15 protein-coding genes are annotated in these 19,299 nt (G+C 34.2%); 10 read left to right on the forward strand and 5 right to left on the reverse strand.

Annotated elements, in window-relative coordinates:
• Window positions 1–3 precede the first annotated feature (3 nt).
• The 3 genes from F5ESL0230_RS03010 to F5ESL0230_RS03020 are packed head-to-tail and all read left to right on the forward strand — an operon-like array spanning window position 4 to window position 2,577.
• Window positions 4–393 carry an SdpI family protein gene (locus tag F5ESL0230_RS03010; RefSeq protein ID WP_122021527.1) on the forward strand — a complete coding sequence of 130 codons (390 nt, stop codon included), beginning with the start codon at window positions 4–6 and terminating at the stop codon, window positions 391–393.
• A 1-nt stretch (window position 394) separates the two neighbouring features.
• Window positions 395–1,120, forward strand: coding sequence for a response regulator transcription factor (locus F5ESL0230_RS03015; protein ID WP_199688756.1), 726 nt, complete (start codon window positions 395–397; stop codon window positions 1,118–1,120).
• A 2-nt stretch (window positions 1,121–1,122) separates the two neighbouring features.
• Complete coding sequence (locus tag F5ESL0230_RS03020) at window positions 1,123–2,577, forward strand: HAMP domain-containing sensor histidine kinase (RefSeq protein WP_122021528.1); 1,455 nt, start codon at window positions 1,123–1,125, stop codon at window positions 2,575–2,577.
• 157 nt (window positions 2,578–2,734) lie between these two features.
• Here F5ESL0230_RS03020 and F5ESL0230_RS03025 read toward each other — a convergent pair whose 3' ends face one another.
• Window positions 2,735–4,918, reverse strand: coding sequence for an LTA synthase family protein (locus F5ESL0230_RS03025; RefSeq protein ID WP_122021529.1), 2,184 nt, complete (start codon window positions 4,916–4,918; stop codon window positions 2,735–2,737).
• A gap of 143 nt (window positions 4,919–5,061) precedes the next feature.
• On the opposite strand from F5ESL0230_RS03025, the gene F5ESL0230_RS03030 reads away from it, so the two are divergent.
• The 3 genes from F5ESL0230_RS03030 to F5ESL0230_RS03040 all read left to right on the forward strand — a co-directional run bounded on the left by F5ESL0230_RS03030 (window position 5,062) and on the right by F5ESL0230_RS03040 (window position 8,441).
• The gene (locus F5ESL0230_RS03030) at window positions 5,062–5,658 is read left to right on the forward strand and encodes a VanZ family protein (protein ID WP_122021530.1); all 597 of its coding nucleotides are present in this window, start codon (window positions 5,062–5,064) and stop codon (window positions 5,656–5,658) included.
• Between the two features lie 108 nt (window positions 5,659–5,766).
• Entirely contained in the window at window positions 5,767–7,116 is a 1,350-nt protein-coding gene (locus tag F5ESL0230_RS03035) for a glucose-6-phosphate isomerase (RefSeq protein ID WP_122021531.1), read from the forward strand.
• A gap of 245 nt (window positions 7,117–7,361) precedes the next feature.
• Window positions 7,362–8,441 carry a PTS sugar transporter subunit IIC gene (locus F5ESL0230_RS03040; protein WP_122022034.1) on the forward strand — a complete coding sequence of 360 codons (1,080 nt, stop codon included), beginning with the start codon at window positions 7,362–7,364 and terminating at the stop codon, window positions 8,439–8,441.
• Between the two features lie 125 nt (window positions 8,442–8,566).
• Here F5ESL0230_RS03040 and pgmB read toward each other — a convergent pair whose 3' ends face one another.
• The 3 genes from pgmB to F5ESL0230_RS03055 are packed head-to-tail and all read right to left on the reverse strand — an operon-like array spanning window position 8,567 to window position 13,757.
• On the reverse strand, window positions 8,567–9,238 hold the full coding sequence (gene pgmB, locus F5ESL0230_RS03045; protein ID WP_122021532.1) for a beta-phosphoglucomutase: 672 nt from the start codon (window positions 9,236–9,238) through the stop codon (window positions 8,567–8,569).
• Window positions 9,219–12,035: an alpha-L-rhamnosidase gene (locus F5ESL0230_RS03050; protein WP_122022035.1), complete on the reverse strand. Its 2,817-nt coding sequence runs from the start codon at window positions 12,033–12,035 to the stop codon at window positions 9,219–9,221. The genes pgmB and F5ESL0230_RS03050 overlap by 20 nt, the downstream gene beginning before the upstream one ends.
• A gap of 18 nt (window positions 12,036–12,053) precedes the next feature.
• Window positions 12,054–13,757, reverse strand: coding sequence for a glycoside hydrolase family 3 protein (locus tag F5ESL0230_RS03055; RefSeq protein WP_122021533.1), 1,704 nt, complete (start codon window positions 13,755–13,757; stop codon window positions 12,054–12,056).
• A 170-nt stretch (window positions 13,758–13,927) separates the two neighbouring features.
• Here F5ESL0230_RS03055 and F5ESL0230_RS03060 point away from each other — a divergent pair, with 170 nt between their 5' ends.
• The 4 genes from F5ESL0230_RS03060 to F5ESL0230_RS08480 all read left to right on the forward strand — a co-directional run bounded on the left by F5ESL0230_RS03060 (window position 13,928) and on the right by F5ESL0230_RS08480 (window position 18,257).
• Complete coding sequence (locus F5ESL0230_RS03060) at window positions 13,928–14,962, forward strand: AraC family transcriptional regulator (protein WP_122021534.1); 1,035 nt, start codon at window positions 13,928–13,930, stop codon at window positions 14,960–14,962.
• Window positions 14,963–15,093: 131 nt separating this feature from the next.
• Complete coding sequence (locus F5ESL0230_RS03065; protein WP_122021535.1) at window positions 15,094–16,284, forward strand: MFS transporter; 1,191 nt, start codon at window positions 15,094–15,096, stop codon at window positions 16,282–16,284.
• 62 nt (window positions 16,285–16,346) lie between these two features.
• Window positions 16,347–17,813: a hypothetical protein gene (locus F5ESL0230_RS03070; protein ID WP_199692496.1), complete on the forward strand. Its 1,467-nt coding sequence runs from the start codon at window positions 16,347–16,349 to the stop codon at window positions 17,811–17,813.
• A 267-nt stretch (window positions 17,814–18,080) separates the two neighbouring features.
• Window positions 18,081–18,257 carry a hypothetical protein gene (locus tag F5ESL0230_RS08480; RefSeq protein ID WP_165777851.1) on the forward strand — a complete coding sequence of 59 codons (177 nt, stop codon included), beginning with the start codon at window positions 18,081–18,083 and terminating at the stop codon, window positions 18,255–18,257.
• A gap of 31 nt (window positions 18,258–18,288) precedes the next feature.
• On the opposite strand, the gene F5ESL0230_RS03075 is transcribed toward F5ESL0230_RS08480, so the two are convergent.
• Entirely contained in the window at window positions 18,289–19,299 is a 1,011-nt protein-coding gene (locus F5ESL0230_RS03075; RefSeq protein ID WP_122021537.1) for a serine hydrolase, read from the reverse strand.

Below are 19,299 nucleotides of genomic sequence, written 5' to 3' on the forward strand. Positions count from 1 at the left end.
AGTATGATTTATGTCGCATGCGGCTCAATTACACTAGTTATAGGTATACTTTGGTTAATTTCTCCAGCAAAACGACCTAACCCTTTTTATGGTTATTTTTCATACTTGTCACGAGTCAATAAAGCTAGTTTTCGTTTTGCTCAAAAAAAAGCCAGTATGTTTTTTATTATATTTGGTGTAGCACAAACCATGTTCGGTCTGGGAATACATTTTTTAAATTTGGATAGGTACTTTTTTATTTGGTTACTTACCTTTTATTTTTTTCCGTTATTTTCAATTATTTTAACGGAGAAGAGTGTAAAAAGCTTTTTACTTAAGCGTCATAAATTACCTTCAGATTATATAGATCCTGATCAAGTAAAAAGTAAGAAAACTAAAGGATTCAAAAAGTAGAATGAAACTGAAAATTTTAATGGTTGAAGACGATAAGTCACTTTCGGAAATGATGTGCATGTTTTTTGAAAAAGAAGGTTGGGAAGTTGATGTTGCCTTTGACGGTGAGCAAGCCGTTAACAAGTTTAATCAAGATCCAAATAAGTATGATTTAATTACTTTGGATTTAAATTTGCCAAAGAAAGACGGTATTCAAGTTGCCAAAGAAATTCGTGCGGTTTCAACACGTGTACCAATTATTATGTTGACTGCTAGAAATAGTGAGGAAGATCAAATTTTAGGTCTTGGTGTTGGTGCAGATGATTATGTCTCAAAGCCCTTTAGTCCGTTGGCTTTGATTGCACGAATAAAGGCATTGTTGCGTAGGATAAAGATTGAAGATAATCCTAAACTTAATAAATCGACTCAGGTTTCGCAGGCATTTGATGTTGAGACAACACACATGAAAATTTCAAAAAGTAGGCGTGAGGTTTTATTTGATGGTCAAGCTGTGGTTAATATTACGCCTAAAGAATTTTCGTTACTTTTTACAATGGCACAAAAGCCTAAGCAAGTTTTTGCACGTGGTCAGTTGCTGGAACTAGTTTGGGGTTATGATTATTTTGGTGAAGAGCGGACAGTTGATGCTCATATTAAAAAATTGCGCCAAAAATTAGAAAAAGTTGGGGCTAATGTCATTCAGACTGTCTGGGGTGTTGGCTACAAATTTGATGATTCACAGGTTTAGCTATGAAGTTGCTATATCAACATATGCTTAGTTTTTTGTTAATTATTTTGACTATAGTTTCCATTATTGGTTATTCTGAAATAAATTACGTATCTAATCAATCCTATGTTCAAAATTATCAACGAATGGAAGATTATGCGTCATCGTTGGGCTCATTAGCTGTAACTGATAAAACAGATGGTACACTAATACTTAATTCTGGATTTTTGGATCAGTTACAGTTTGTTTTACATAATGATGACCTTAATTTACGTGTTTTTAATGCGCGTGGAGAGCAGATATATCCAGAAAAAAGGAAAAATTTGCATCTGGCAGAAGATGTCTGTGCCATTCTTAAACAAGGTCAAGAAATTTATATCAAAAATAATAATGATTCCCATACTTATGTTGGTAATACTAAGAACGCCTACACTGGTATTCTTAAGCCTTGGATGAACAAGGGAAAAATGATTGGTGCAATTTGGATTGGAAGTAAAATAAAGAGTGTGGAACAGCCAATTGTGATGGCTAAACATAATTTAATTAATGCACTTGTCATTGCACTGTGTGTGGGTCTGTTATTAAGTCTAGTGTTTTCTTATTATTCAACCAGTAAAATTAAGCGATTATCGACGGCAACCAAAAAAGTAGCGTCTGGAAATTTTGATGTTCAGCTTAATTATTATGGTAACGATGAGATCGATCAATTAGCTGCTAATTTTAATCAAATGGTTAGAACACTTAGGAAGTCTAACGAAGAAATTAAAAACCAAGAAAAACGACGTGATCAATTTATGGCGGATGCAGCTCACGAAATGCGAACACCGCTTACGACGATTAATGGTATTTTAGAAGGTTTACAGTATAATGCGATTCCTGAACAATCACGATCTAAATCAATTGCGCTCATGCGTCGTGAAACTGAACGCTTGATACGTCTAGTTAATGAAAATTTGGATTTCGAAAAAATTAGAAATAATCAAATTAGTTTAGCCAAAGTAAACTTTAATGCTCAGCCACTTTTGCAAGAAGTTGCTGATGAATTAAAACAAAATGTTGAAAAAGAAAAAGATGAAATCAAAATTATGGTTCCCACGGATTTACCAATTTTTGCTGATCAAGATAGATTTCGACAGATAATGATGAATTTAGTCCAAAATGCAATTCAATTTACCCATCAGGGCAAAATTTTGATTAAAGGGTACCGTATTCAGCATGCAACGCAGATAATTGTTAAAGATAATGGAATTGGAATGAACGATGAGCAGATGAAGTACATTTTTGAGCGTTTCTTTAAAGCTGATCCTTCCCGCGCTCGCCTAGGAATTGGTGAGTCAGGACTTGGTTTGTCGATTGTTTTATCATTGATTAAACAACACGGTGGGAAAATAAGTGTTAAGTCTAAGCCGCACGAGGGGACATGCTTTACAGTCACTATTTTTGATAAAGGATATGAACAATATATTACAATTAAATGATTGCAAAAATTATTTGAAAAATTGAAGCAAAAAACTGCTAATTGACGTTTAAATAATCCTAAGTTCTGAATCTATTTAGTTTCAGAAGATATTAAAACGTAATTAACAGTTTTTTATTTTGTTGCAATTAACTTGTTTAAGAAGTATTAAGTAATAATTACTTTTTATAGTCTTTATTTGATTTACTATTTTTCTCGGTTAGATGATTGCCACTTACAGATTCTGGCACCTGTGAAATTTCTGCTTGTCGCTCTTTAAGTTCAGGAGCATCTGTTTCATACAAATTAGTAGTAGTTTTGTGCTTTTTAGTAATTAGGGCAGTAGATTTAGTTCCTAGTATTTCAAGTAGCCCCTCCATTTGTTGGAAATTAGTTAGGTAGTTAAAATTATTAACTTCAACTGGCTTAAATCCATTAGGAGTATAAAAACGCAATAGGTTATGGTTGTTTAGTAAATCAGAGTATTTCAATGAATTTTTACTTTTTTTAGTTAGCAGTGCAATTTCTGATTTTTCTTGATTAGTAAAATTAATTATTTGCTTCCCAGTTGCTCGTTCATAAACAGGTCCTTTAATTCCTTTACCACCTAAAATAATATATTTTTGGCTAATAATTGTACCGTTGCGAAATACAATCCATGGCTTATAACCTGGTGCTAGGAGGTCGCTACCAAATTGAAGGTAATCATGATTCGAAATACCTAATAAATGAAGCAAAGTAGGTAGTACATCAATTTCACCAGCCACTTTGTTGTGTATGCCTCCTTTTAAATTTGTTGCATGAATCATAAACGGTACTCGTTGCATTTGCACATTATTATAATTATTCCAAGTATCAGAACTTTCGCCAATTATTGGGGCAAGAACTTCATTTTCAGAATTGGTAAGACCATAGTGATCGCCGTAGATTACGACCATTGTTTTATTGATTAAACCTGATTTTTTAAGATAATTAAAAAATTCACGTACAGCCTGGTCCAGATAATGAGCAGTTTCAAAATAATTATTAATTGATTTATCATTAGTTTGGGCAGTTTTAAAAGCAGGATCTAAATCTTCATCATCCATTTCAAAAGGTGTGTGGTTGGTTACTGTAATGAATTTTGTATAAAAGGGCTGCTGCATTCGTTCAAGATACTTTATGCTTTCAGCAAACATGACTTTATCTTTAATACCATAACCAATATGGTCATTTTTTTCATGACTAAAATAATTTTGATCGAAAAAGTAGTTATAGCCCATGTTTTTGTATACATCATCACGGTTCCAAAATGAGCCAACATTACCGTGAAAAACAGCAGATGTATATTTGCCATTTTGCCGTAAAATTTGAGGTGCAGCTTGGAATGTATTTGAACTACCTAATGCTGTGAATAGGGAACCATCAGAAATACCATAAGTGCTTGTTTCCAACATATTTTCTGCATCACTAGTTCGACCAATTCCAACCTGATGATAAAAATTATTAAAACTAAGCGTATGCCGATTATGATAAATTGAATTAAGAAAGGGCGTGACTTCTTTGCCATTAATTTTTAAATCAATTAAAAATTGTTGAAAACTTTCTAGGTGAATTACAATCACATTTTTATTTTTTTCTTTGCCAAAATATAGACTGCTTTTAGGCAATTGATTTTTTTTAGTAAAAGAAATTATTTTATTTAAGTCAGAAGTATTTGCGTTACGATTAACTTGTTCAGTTTGCTCATTTTTAATGCCATCATAAACGGTGAAGGTATCAATTCCTAAATATTTAACAATGTAAGAACGATCAAAAGTGGTTCTTAGAAGACGAGGACGTGATGATTCTGCCAAGAAGATATTTAGGACTAAGATTAACGCGCCTAAACTAGTAATGGTAAAAGGTGTGAGCAAGTCGTAGGACTTTTGGTCAATTTTAATTTTACGCATTACTAGTAAAAGAATAACTATAATTAAGTCTAACCAGAGTAGTAAATCTGTTGGTTCCAGTAGTGCTACTGCACTTTTTCCTAAACCTGGGGCAACTTTTCCAGAATTAATGATAGTTTTGACGGTAATAAAATCTGAAAACTGGCGATAGTTTAAAATATTGGCAAAAAGCAAGCCAGTATTAGCAAAATCCATTAGAAGCATCATGCAATAAGACATAATTGGTTTAGAAAAGTAAAAACCAATATTAATTAAAATAATTGCAGTACCGATTGGACTGAGCCACATGATGAAGTGTTGATAAGGGTCAGCAAGTCCCAAATTAAAGTCATGATAAATGGCAAAGATATATTTTAGGGTATATAAAATGATTAATAAGCAAAAAAAGCCTGTACGCTTCTGGATAAAATTGATTAAATAATTTTTTTTCAAATTTAATTCTCCTTAATTAGTTATTTTAAAAGTTTCTCCCCTTTTAGACAATCTTTTCTGCATTGTTAAGTTCTTTTTTAAGAATTATTTGGTTTAATTTGAGTATAATCTAGTTAGATATAATTTTAGGAATTGACTGAGACATGATTTTTTTAGGACCGTTATACAGCACATTAGTTCATTATTTTGCAATGAAAATAAATCATTTTGCACTGATTAAGCTTACCATGGTAGCACTTGATAAGACTATTTTTTATTTTTTGCTCTTTGTTATCATCCGCTTATTATGGCTCAAGTTGTTTGGCAACTTGAGATCAATAAAAGTCGAAGTTGCGATATGGTTATTTGCCTTTTATATTATCTTATTATTAATGTTAACAACATTTCGGAAGACTTATTTTCCCTGGGAAATAAAATTCAACTTTAGGCGACCACTGAGTGATATTAATCTGATCTTTTTACGCGAAACATGGAAATTGATATATGCCAAAAGTCATATTGATTTTATTTATAATTTTTTGGGAAATATATTTTGTTTTATTCCATTTGGATTTTTAGCGCCGATTATATTTAGAAAAAAACAAACTTTTAGGCAAATTTTTTTATTAGGAATTACTCTGTCAATTGCTATCGAAAGCTTACAATTTTTGCTTGGAACAGGTATTAGTGATATTGATGACGTATTTTTCAATAGTTGTGGCGCAGCAATTGGGTATTTGATTTACTGGTTATTTATCTAATTAACCAAAACTATAAAACTATTAAAAAGAACTGGTATTTATAAAATAAGATTGCTAAAATATTCTTGTGAAATAGATATTTAAATCAGTAAGGGAAGCGTATTTAATATGAGTATAGTTAAATTTGACAGTACAAAGTTAACACCTTTTGTTCATGACAACGAACTAAATGAAATGCAAGCGATGGTCGATGCAGCTAACAAGCAATTACAAGAAGGCACTGGTGCAGGAAGCGACTTTTTAGGTTGGGTTAATTTACCAGTTGACTACGATAAAGATGAATTTGATCGAATTAAGCAAGCGGCGCAAAGAATTCAAAACAACTCTGAAGTTTTAATTTGCATAGGTATTGGTGGCTCATACCTTGGCGCTCAAGCAGCGATTGAATTTTTAAATAGCGCTTTTTACGGTAAGGGTAAAGAAAAATACCCAACTGTGGTTTTTTGTGGTAATTCACTTTCAGGCTCATATTTACACGATTTAATTGCTTGGCTTGGTGACAAAGACTTTAGTATTAATGTAATCTCTAAGTCAGGTACTACCACTGAGCCTGCAGTTGCCTTTAGAATTTTTAAAGAAAAGTTAATTGCTAAGTATGGTAAAGAAGAAGCAACTAAACGAATTTTTGCTACAACTGATCGTGCTAAAGGTGCACTAAAAACAGAAGCTGATGCTGAAGGCTATGAGGAATTTGTTGTTCCAGATGACATTGGTGGTCGTTTTAGTGTTTTATCAGCTGTTGGATTATTGCCAATTGCAGTTTCAGGTGCTGATATTGATCAATTAATGCAAGGCGCAGCTGATGCAAAAAGTGCTTATCAAGATACTGACTTGACTAAAGCCAGTCCTTACCAATATGCGGCTTTACGTAATATTTTATATCGTAAAGGTTATACTACAGAAATTGTTGAGAATTATGAGCCAACTTTAAGAATGTTTAGTGAGTGGTGTAAGCAATTAATGGGTGAATCGGAAGGTAAAGATAATAAAGGAATTTGGCCAGCAAGTGCCAACTTTACTACTGATTTGCACTCACTTGGGCAATATATTCAAGAGGGCTTACGTAATTTATTTGAGACAGTAATTAGGGTTGAAAAACCAACTAATGACGTTGCGATTCCTTCAGATGAGCACAATTTAGATCAACTAAACTTTTTAGCGGGAAAGAGCTTGAATTATGTTAATGAACGAGCATATGAAGGTGTAGTTTTAGCTCACACTGATGGTGGTGTACCGGTGATGACGGTTAATATTGCAGATCAAACCGAGCATACTTTAGGTTATCTTATTTATTTCTTTGAATTAGCAATTGCTATTTCAGGTTATTTAAATGGTATTAACCCATTTAGTCAACCTGGGGTTGAGGCATATAAGCGAAACATGTTTGGCTTATTAAACAAGCCAGGTTATGAAGAATTACATGATGATTTAACTGCACGGTTTAACGCTGAAAATTAATAAAATATTTTATATAAAGTGATACCCTCCAAGTTTTCAACTTGGAGGGTATTTATATGATATTATTATTGCTTTCATTAAATATTTTTTAATAATATTATAGACTTTTTAATTTATCATGATAAAATACTAAATAATAATTTTAAAGGAGTAATAAAACGTGAAAAATTAAAAGTAACTTTGTTTGTCAGTTGATGTGAATTTGATAGATAATTTATATGCAAAGGAGTGCTCAGATGAATAGTATGAGCAAAAATAATAATTTATCTGCTAAAACTTTTTTTAATAATGTCTTAGCTGGAACGGCAACTGGAATTATTGTTGGTTTAATTCCTAATGCAGTGGTTAACGCTATTTTAAAATTATTTGGGCAAAATACAATTACGATAGGAATTAATCAGGCATTGTTGATTTTTCAATGTACAACACCACTTTTAATTGGTGCTTTAATTGCGATTCAGTTTAAACTGGCTCCTTTAGATGTTGCTATTGTTGCTGGCGCAGCCTATGTTGGTTCTGGTGTAACTAAATTTGTACCGCAAATTGTTAATCCTGCTACCAAAGCTTCAGGAGCTCTAATTACTGCTGGCACAGGTGATTTAATTAATACAATGATTACTGCTAGCCTAGCGGTAGCCCTGCTGTTACTTGTGGGTGAGCGAATGGGTTCTGTAAAAATTGTTGCTGCCCCAATTTTGATTGGCGGTGGTGTAAGCTGGCTTGGCTTATTAATTTTGCCCTATGTTAGTAAAATCACCACTTGGCTTGGTTCCGTCATTAATTCCTTTACAAATTTACAACCACTTTTAATGTGCATTTTGATTGCCTGTATGTTTTCAGTTTTAATTATTTCTCCTATTTCAACTGTAGCAATTGGAATGGCAATTCAGCTCAATGGGATGTCGGCAGGAGCTGCTGCCATGGGCGTAGCTGCAACAACTATCGTCTTAGTAGTTCATTCGTGGCGCACTAATAAATCAGGTATTACTATAGCGGTTGCGCTAGGAGCAATGAAGATGATGATGCCCAATTTATTTAGACACCCAATTATTTTAGTACCGACGTTAATTACTGCAATTATTTCTGCTATTCCAGTTGCCCTATTTCAAATTAATGGTACTCCAGCATCAGCGGGTTTTGGCTTGGTTGGGCTGGTCGGTCCGCTTGCCTCAATGAATGCGGGTAAAGCCAGTATAAATACGGTCATGGCAATGATTTGTTGGCTTATTATACCGACATTTGTAGCGATTATTTGTCGGTTCGTTTTTGAAAAAGTATTTCATCTTTATGATGAAAAAGTCGTATTTGCCTATTTGGGTGAATAGAATCAATAAATACAAACCTATACGAAAAATACTCCTAAGTTACTATGATTGTAACTTAGGAGTATTTTTGTTATTTAATTATAAAGTAATTGAAAAACTGAAGTTTTAAGTTAAAAGTTGTAGGTTCAGTTTGAATTTTGGTTAAAATTTCGCCAAGCTTGAGCGATTTGCTGATAATTTAAATAAGAAGTATTTGGAAAAAGTAATTTGGCTTGATTTAATTCTGATTTATTGCCAACACCTACTGAAAAAGCACCAGCGTGGTTAATAGATTTAATACCGGCGATCGAATCTTCAATTCCCACACAATCTTTGGGCTCGACATTGATAGCAGATGCAGCAGCTAGGAAAATATCCGGGGCAGGTTTTCCTGCCACCACTTTGCTTGGATACGCAATTGCATCAAAAGCGGAATTTAATTGCAGTTTTTCTAAAATATAAGGCCCATTAAGACTGGCTGAGGCTAATGAAAGCTTGACATCATGTTCTTTAAATTGGGTGATTAAATCAGATATCCCTGGCAGAATATTTTGCGGTGTTAAGCTGGCAAGTAATTCGCGAAAGATTTTATTTTTTTCGTTAGTCATTTCTTGAAAATCCGCATCACTAACTTTAATATCAAGATAGTTTAAAATCGCGGTTAAAGAATCATTGCGACTAACTCCTTTGGTTTGCTTTTCCAAGGCAGCAGGCAATTCGCAGTTAAAGTGATCTTTAATTAATTTGCGCCATGCCTGAAAGTGATAAACGGCTGTATCGGCAATTACGCCGTCAAGATCAAACAGTATGCCTTTCATTTAAGAACTTCCTTTCACTTGCTAATGGTGTTTGTACCATGATTTCTTTGATTTTTGCAAAATCATTATCTGAAATATTGATAAATGGGAGCATTACGTTCAGCTCGGTTAAAGAACTACCACCAAAAGTCTCCAGATTCTTAGGATCTTGCAAAAAATTAAATACGTTATTGATTGGTGCTAAATTTTTCACTAATTCTGGGTCAGTCATAATTTGCTTAACTGGCATTGCCAAATTGTAATATTCAATGTAACTAGTTACTGGTTGGTAGCTAATAGTGTATTTTTCGCCATTAAGAGTTAGTGGCAATTCTTTATTGACACCGTTTACTTGCACTTGTCCGTTAGTTCGAGGCAGTTTCACTGTTACTGTTTGTCCAAATGGAATAGTCAAGTTAATTTCAATTGTATGTTTTTCGTCTTTTTCAAGTTGATATTCAATTTGGAGATCACCATATGAACTTTCATAATGACCTTGAACCTGCTTAAGCCGATAATCAAATTGTGGTGCAAATTCAACTTTTTGGTAGCCATTTTCTTGTTGATGGAGCCCAAGAACTTGTTGATAAACCCACTGCATGATTGCGCCGATTGAGTAATGATTTAATGAATTCATTCCCTCAGGATTCATTGAACCCTCAGGTAAAACGGAGTTCCAACGTTCCCAGATGGTAGTAGCGCCAAGGTTAACGGCATAAAGCCAACTTGGAAAATCTTCGTTTAGAAAAATTTGCATGGCTAGTTTATGCTCACCGTTTTCTGACAATACTTGACAAATCAACGGGGTACCAACAAAACCAGTCTTTAGATGATTATTATCTTTACCAAGGCGCGTTACTAAATCTTTTACAACGCGCTTTTTTTGCTCTTTGGGAATCAGATCAAAGCGTAGTGCCAATGCATAAGCCGTTTGGGTGTCAATTGCTAGGCGTCCATTTTGCGTGATATATTCAGCTCTAATAGCTTGTTTAATAGCTTTAGCTTGTTCAGCATATTGGTGGGCATCTTCTTGCTGACCTAAGACTTTTGCGCTGGCAGCAACGATTGAACTTGAGTAGTAATAGTAAATGGAGGCAATGAAGTCTTCATCAGTTTTACCAGTAGGCATTGCTGGATTTTCACCATCAAGTGATAGCCAATCACCAAATTGGAAGCAACCTGTCCAAAGATTTGGGGTTGAGGTAGATTGGCTAATCCAGTCAACCCAAGCCTTCATACTAGGATAATTTTGCCTTAAGATTGCGGGATCTCCGTATGCCTCATAAACTGTCCATGGAATGACAGTCGCAGCATCACCCCAAATAGCGGCCCCGCCACTGTCATTACCCATTGCTGGGGCATACATGGTAAGCATTCCAGTGTGCTGTTTTTGTTCAATTAACATGTCTTTAGCATATTTTTTGAAAAAGGCATAAGTATCCATATTTAAAGCGGCTGTACTTGAAAAAATGGCTGCATCACCAGACCACCCAAGACGTTCATCACGTTGCGGACAATCTGTTGGCACGTCAAAGAAATTACTTTTTTGACTCCACATTACGTTAGCTAACAAGCGGTTAACTTTTGGATTATCTGTCTTAATGGCACCGGTAGTTTTCATATTTGAATAGATTACTGCTGATCTAAAATCTGCCTTAGTTAGTGGTTTAGTATTGCCAGTAACTTTGACATAGCGGTAGCCATAATAAGTGAAGTGGGGACGCACCCATTTTTGTTCACCATTGGAAGTATAATGGAATGCTGCTCGGGCTTCCCTTAAATTATCACGGTAAAAATTACCATTTTGCAGAATTTCACCAACTTCCAATTTAAAGGTAGTACCAGTATTTTCACGGTTAAAAAATTCTGGCCATCCGGCATGATTTTGGCCGAAATCTAAGACAGTTTCACCAGCTGGCGTCTTAATTATTTCTTTCACGGGAAGATACTCATTGATTGTAAGAGGTAAACTTAAACGATCGTGTAGAATTTCCTTAGAGTGATTAAGCACGGTTACTGGCTGCCAGTTAGCTATTACATGAGTATCATCATAATCTTCACCGTAATAGATAGCCGACTTAGTGATTTTACCTGAAGTAGTTTTCCAGGAAGCATCACTTAAAATAATTTCCGTTGAATTATCAGTGTATTGAACATGTAATTCGGCAATCGCCATTTGGCGATTACCATAGATATTGTCTTGTCCACCATCGAAACCAAAGTTACCTTTATACCAACCATCCCCAAGTGAAATTAATAATTCTTGATTAGTTGACTTTTGAAGCAGTCTAGTTACGTCGTAAGTTTGAACTTGGATTAATTGATCGTATGCGGTAGTGCCCGGGGCTAGTAATTCATTGCCGACCTTTTCATTATTTAAATAGGCTTCATATACGCCCAAACCAGTCATGTAGAGACGAGCGCTTTTTACCGGCTTTGTCAGTGTGAATTTTTTGGCAAGCAAGGTGTTTTGAATATCTTTATCATTATTGCCAATCCAACTAGCGGTAAACGGCTCCGCCATTTTACCAGTTTCAAAGAAACTACTCTTACTACTTTCATCGTTAGCGTTTTTAACATAAATGGTTAATTCGTAACGAGTTCTCGGCTGCAAGTTAAGCGCAAAATCAAAAAAGTTATTTTTGTAAACTTGCCAGTTTGAATCGTAAATTTCTTTATCTGCTTTAACTACGATTCTTTTTTTTGTGTCCTGTATAGTTGCAGAATTAGTAAGATTAAAGGCAACCCGTAAATGATTATCTAAGTCATAGCCAAGGGGCTCAGTCATATGATTAATTGTAATCTGATTAATTTCAATCATTATTTTGCTCTCTTTCTATAGACGGGTATCGAAGCGACCACAGAAAGGATCTACTGGATTTTTACCAAGAAATTCTTCTTGACCCATCATTTTTTTCAGTAAGGCATCAATCGTAACTTCATTGCCTGTATAAGCATTAATGTAAGTTGAAACCATCGGAATATCAAAGAGGTGGTATGGGTTGCAAGTAGAAACAAAGACAGTTGGGATATCCTTCATGAACCATGGTGCATCAGCGGCCATCAAGTGAATCCAATCTAGTCTAGTGGTAGTCTGGTTACTTGCCGTTTCAACGTTAGCTACATAAAAGGCAAGGTCAAAGCGATCTTTTTCAAATTGAATGCCACCTTCAAAAACTTCTTGGAAATTTAGGCGTTTTCGATCAAAAACAGTGACTTGGAATCCTTTTTCTTCAAGTTTTTCTTTAAATTTAGTAGTTACTTTACCGCCTTCTTTAAAGCCACCATCATCAGTATCACCTAAAACGACAAGACGAACTCGGGGGTATTTCTTTGGCGTTAGTGGCAATAGTTGGTCGCGGTCCTTAACCAGAGTAATTGATTCTTTAGCAACTTTAGCTGCAAGCTTTTCATGTTCTGCTAATTTTAAGTCGAAATTACTTGTTGCAGGTTCACAGAGTTCGCCCGCAGTATTCATTACGCCTTGGGCAACCTTAGTTGCAATTATTCTTGTTACTGCTTCATCAATGCGGGCCATCGGAATGGTGCCATCAGTAACGGCAGCGGTAATAAATTGATAATCTTCGTCAATGTCTTTGTTAAAGAGAATCATGTCAATACCAGCATTGATTGTTGTTGGTAAAGCTTCTGAACGTTTCATTATTGCGTTATAACCAATCATTGGCGTTGCATCAGTAATCGTTAAGCCGTTGAAGTTCAAAACTTTCCGAAGTAAGCCGTTAATTAAAAGCTTAGAAGTTGATGCTGGTCTTAAGTCTTTATCTTCAATTCCTGGCTCAAGTCGACGTTCCCAAGCTGGTTGCATAATATGAGCAATCATGATACTTGGTAAACCATTATCAATTAAGTGGTGATAAATTTCTCCGTAAGACTGCATCCAATCGTCAGCGGAAAGTGAATTAATCGAACTTAACAAGTGCTGGTCGCGCTCATCGACACCATCGCCAGGGAAGTGCTTAGCAACTGGAATTACGTGATTAGCATTTAGCCCAGCAATTTGAGCATCTGACATTCTAATTACTCGTTCTTTATTACTGCCATATGTGCGAACGTTCATAATTGGATTACGGAAGTTTTGGTCAAGATCAACAATTGGAGCAAATGACATGTTGCCCCCAACCTGCTTTGCTTCGTAACCAGAAACTTCGCCTAAGTTATAAGCATTTTTAGTATCATCGGTTGCGGCAATCTGCAATGGGCGGCCAAACCATGTACCATCATTTATGAGTCCATTACCACCGGCTTCAAGGTTAGCTGCGATTAAAAGTGGAATATTACTTGCATTTTGTGAAGTTGCTATTTCATGCTGTAATTTTTTAGCATCATCAGGACGGTACATAATTCCGCCGGGTTGATATTTTTTTACAAATGCAGCTAAATCTGTGTTTTCTTCATCTTCACCGATGACAAAGAAAAGTTGACCGATTTTGGCTTCGGTTGACATACTTGCTACTTTTTGCTTAACAAAGTTAATTTGTGTAGCAGACAAGTTATAGGGTTTTTTAGATAGGTCTGTCATATTTTTCCTCCATGTGCTATAAATATTAGTGAATTTTGTTCTTATTTTAATATAGCCTTGACCCAGCTTCTATTGCTAAAATACATGATTTTTGTGTTGATTTCACAGATTTATTTCTTGATAAAAATAGTGGTTTAGCTGATTAATTCGGAAAAAGGAGAAATACTAAATTGGAAAATCAAATTTTTAAGTTGCTAAGAAAGGATAATAAGCCGAGAGAATGGCAAGACGTACTAGCAACTGTAAAAAGAAGTGGTAGTTTAATTAAAAAAGCAGGCAAAATTGGTCTGGAGCCTGTATACCGCTTTTTTGATACTTATTCGGATAATTTGGTTCTTAGTAGTAGTTCAATTTGTATCTCAGTTCAACCAACCGAATCATTTATTCCGTACCATATGCATGATTACGTTGAAATTATGATTCCCTTAGTAGATAGTTGTACAGTTGTACTAGAACATTCAGAAGTCAAGGTTAAACAAGATAACCTGATTTTTGTCGGCAATAAAACTGTGCATAGAGTTAAGCCAATAGGGAAAGAAGGTATAGTGGTTAATATTGCTCTACGAAGTTCGGCATTTTCTTTAAACGAATTGGATTACTTAAGTCATAGAGAAAATGGCTCCAATATTTCGAATATTTTATTTTCACTTCTTTCAAATGAAGAGTACGGCGAGGGGCGGTATAGTTTGTTTGAAATAAATCATGATGCCAAGATATTAACTTTGATTTATGATGTGATTTTAGAATATTATCATCCAGATATTCAGTCTAATCAGTTAATTCGTTTAGAGATGCTAACTATATTTACCCGCTTAATTCGGCAAGCTGCTAATGCAGAGATTAAAGTAAAAGGTTATCATAAACAAAGAAATAATCTATTGTCGCTTTTACTTTATATTGAAAAGAATTACAATAAAATCACATTACAAGACATGGCTAAAAGCTTTGGCTTTAATCCTAATTATCTATCTGACTATCTTAAAAAGCACACAGGAAAAACTTTTATTCAATTAGTGCATTTGCAACGGGTCAATGTGGCGGCTGAATATTTAACATACACTACTGCACCAATTGAGAGAATTTCTAGTCGTGTTGGATATGAAAATCCCTCATATTTTTATAAAATTTTCAAACTCAATTTTGGTATTTCACCAGCTGAATATCGCAGGCAGAACAATAAAAAGATTAGCAAAAACAATTGCTAATCTTTTTGATTTTAAATATTGAAAACTGGGAAATGGATATAAATGCTCTGTTTTTTGAATATGGTCATCCTCAAAGTCGACTAATATACTTTAAATGAAATTTGAAAGCGAATTCAAGGAGGATAACCTGAATGAATAAAAAACAGATACCAAAGGCAATAGGAATTTTATGCATGAACTTATTGCTAATGTTAGCTACAGCTGTAACGTCAGCCATTGCGGCAATTGCTAAATCATTTCCAAAAGAACCAATATCCAAAGTTCAGTTGATTGGATCAATTCCTCAATTAGGACAAATTATTGCAACTGCATTATTTGCTTATCTTACCTTTAAAATGACAAGAAAAAATTTAGGCTTACTAGCAGTAGCAATTGTTGGAATTGCAGGATTAGTGCCGGCTTTTTATAGTAATAGTTTAAATTTGATTTTAGCTTGTATGATATTAGTAGGTTTTGGTACAGGTACGATAACCAACGTTGTTCCAGTTCTTTTGCAAGAAAATTTTACTGGTGAAGCTAGAGCTACAGCAATGGGTTGGGCAACTGGTGTAACGAATATTGGAATGATGATTTTTACAGCATTAGGTGGTGTTCTAGGGAGTACTAATTGGAGAAACTTATTTTGGGTTTATGGTTTGGCATTAATTGTATTTATTTTAGCCCTATTACTAATACCCCAAGATAAAAAATTGTCTAATGCTAAAAATAGGCAAAATGGTGAAAAAATTAGCTTTTGGACTTTGCTTAAGAATTTTAATGGGCTAGTTTATGTACTTTATATTATCAATTTTATGCTTTCTTTAGCGATGATGACTTTTTTAGCCAATCAATCAATTGTTTTGGCAACACAAGGTAAGGGGACAGCTTATGTAGCAATGGTCACTGCATTAGGGAATATTGGTGGAATAATTACGGCTACATTATTAACTTACATTAGAAAGTTTACCAAAAGTGATACGATTGCCTGGGGATTTATTGCATTTGCACTATCATTTATCTGTATTGTTTTTTCTTCCAATATTGTAATGCACATTATTGGAAATGCCTTTTCAGGTGTTGGGATTGTCTTAGTTAATGCTACGGCACCATATGAGATGTCCTTATTGACTGATCAAAAGCAATTTACAATTGCTATATCAATTAATACTTTATTAGGTTCTATTGCTGGAATGATAGTACCAATGTTGCTAGCAGCAATCAGAATTCAACCAGGACATGATTCTTATATTGCAGGGATTTTTATTTCAATTGCTACGGCAGTAATTCTATTTGTTACTAGATTCGGCACACGAGTAGAGAAAGCACAAATTAAAAATAATTAAAACAAATCTATCATTAGGCTTATATAAATGTTTATAAATTAATGGGATTAAAAGAGGAAAAAATGTTAAATTTTAAAATAGAAGAAAATAAAATAACTCCTTTCCCACATTATTGGGAGATTTGTGTTGGTAGTTGCCATGCTTATACTGCATTAAGAGAAGATTATCGCCAACAGTTGATTAAAGCACATAATGAACTTGGTTTTAAATATGTTCGTTTTCATGGCTTATTTGATGATGAAATGAGTGTTTGCATTGAAAATTTTGATTTTAGTGGCAATTCACAGGGTATTACCTATAATTTTCTCAATATTGACAAGGTTTTTGACTTTTTGCTAAAAATTGGTATGAAACCATTTGTAGAGTTAAGTTTTATGCCAACTTGCCTTGCATCTAAAGAAAATAGAGTTTTTCCGTATGGCGGAAACAATACCATGCCTAAATCAGATGACTTATGGGAAGAATTGATTAGAGGATTTATTAAACACATTATTGACCGTTATGGTAAAGAAGAAGTTGAATCGTGGTTCTTTGAAGTTTGGAATGAGCCTAATTTGCCACTATTTTTTGCTGGAACACAAAAAGATTATTTTCACTTATATCAAATAACTGTTGCAACAGCGAAAAAAATTGATAAAAATCTTAAATTTGGTGGTCCTGCAACATCATTTAATTCATGGATTCCCGAAATGATTGATTTTTGTGAAACTAATAATGTTCCTTTAGATTTCTTAACGACGCATCATTATCCTACAGATGATCCACTTTGGCAAAGTGGGCTAGGAATCGAAGAATTTTTTAAAAATTCAGATCAGACTAAAACTGATTATCATCGTGGCATTTTAAAAGAAATGACTGCTAAAACTGTCAAGCAAGCCAAGGGTTACCCCCTTTATTATACAGAGTGGAATGTTTCAGCAATGGTAGGTGATATGATTCATGATGAACCATATGCCGCTGCAATGGTCGCCAAAACAATTGCAGATAATGATAGCATGGTAGAAGGTTATTCATTTTTTACCTTTACTGATATTTTTGAAGAGCAATCGCAAAAATTAGGTCAATTCCATGGTGGTTATGGTTTGCAAACTGTTGATGGAATTGAAAAGCCCGTTTATCGTATTTTTGAAATTTTACATAAGCTAGGTTTTAAGCGATTGGGTGTGCAAGGCAATGATCAGGGAACTGCAGAGGTTTTAGCAGTACGAAATGACGTAGATTTGCAATTACTTGCATATAATCACAATGTTCCAAGTGAAGAAATTAAAACAGAAAAAGTGCAGATAGAACTTGAAAGCAGAAAAATTTTTGAGGGAAGTTTAGAAAGAATCGATGATAGCCATGCTAACCCAATGAAGAAATGGATTGAAATGGGTAAACCGGACTACCTTAAACAGCCAGAAATAGATTTTTTGAGGGAAAATTCTAAATTACAAAAAGAACAGATTTTAGTTGAAAATGGGCAAATTATATTAAGTTTACTGCCTAATTCATGTATATTTATAACAATTCCTAATTATTTTTTGTAGAAAGATCACTCCAAAATAATTTTAATATATTGTTAAAATGGTTAATTAAATTACATAACAAGTAAATCATAATAATTCTGATAAATTGTTTTATGTTTTGATAAAAAAGTTTACTTATGCTTACGTATGTAAACATTTTGAAATAATAACATTCTAAGCAATAAAAAATTATAGTAGTGTAAAATTTTGAATAAATAACTAAAAATGCCCCCCAATTTATTAATAAAAACGGTATAATTAAGGTAAATTGAAGGGAGCATTATTCAAATGATGTGTGAAAATTTATTTTTTAAAATTTTATGGGTAATTGTCTATGGCATTACGGCTTACTTTACTTTTACTGATAAAATGATGATGGCGATGTACTGGATGGCTGGGGGAATGTTTGCCCAGGCTGTTGTTGATTTGGTTTACCATTTTTGGACAAAGAATAAAAAATGTTAATTAAAAGCAACTTCATTTTGAAGTTGCTTTTTTAATGATCATTTTCAATTAAAAAATTTTGAATAATTTTTTCGCGCATTGCTAAAAAAATTTGATTGTGACCGGTGGGATGAATTCGGTTAGTTAAAAGAATTAAGCCGGATTTTTTAATACGATCAAGAACAATTAAGGTTCCAGTATAACCAGTATGTAAAATAATTGGATAATTATCTTGCGGGTCAAAGCGTAAATCCCATCCCCATGAACGTGGCGCAACACCGCTGGGGTTCTTATTATCAAATAGTAAACTAACAGTATCTTGACTAAAGGGGAGGATATCACGATCGATTCCAAGGTAGCCTTTACAAATTTTCACTAAGTCGTTTAAAGTTGAAAACAGCCCAGCGGAGCCACAATCTTGCCCAAGTTGACGAGCTTTAGGATCATGGGGGATGCCTTGAAGAATTTTATCTTTGACTAAAGCAGTAGGAACACACAAGTTTTTATCAGGCATAAAACCTGTTTCTTTTAGCCCCATTGAATTTATAATTTCTTGCTGACCAACTTTTTGCACAGGAAGATTGTAAATTTTTTTAATGACTAGGCCTAGAAGAATAAAATTAGTATCAGCGTAACGCATTTTATGTTCAAATTCATTGGTTACCGGAAGGTGAATAATTGCGTCTAAAAGTTCATCATGGCTAAGTTCATCGCGATTTTTTATCCATCCCCGAATACCACTTGTATGTGTCATTAAGTGAAAAAGTCGCACCCGCTCATCGGTAAATTCAGGAATAAATTGGTGCAGTGGTTCGGAAAAATTTAGTTCATTTTTTTGATAAAGTTTTAATAAGATATTTTCTGTAATTAATACTTTAGTTAAACTTGCTAAATCATATTCTGCAAATGGACTGAGTTGCGTTACGGTGGGATAAATGCTTGCAAAACCAATTGTTGATGTAAAAATTTGCTCATTGTTAATAAAAGCGTAATTAACACCAGGGACTACACGGTCTGAAACCATTGATTCAATTAAATTTTGGGTAGCTGAATAATCAATCAT

Source organism: Lactobacillus sp. ESL0230, assembly GCF_003692805.1.
Taxonomy (GTDB): Bacteria; Bacillota; Bacilli; order Lactobacillales; family Lactobacillaceae; genus Lactobacillus; species Lactobacillus bombicola.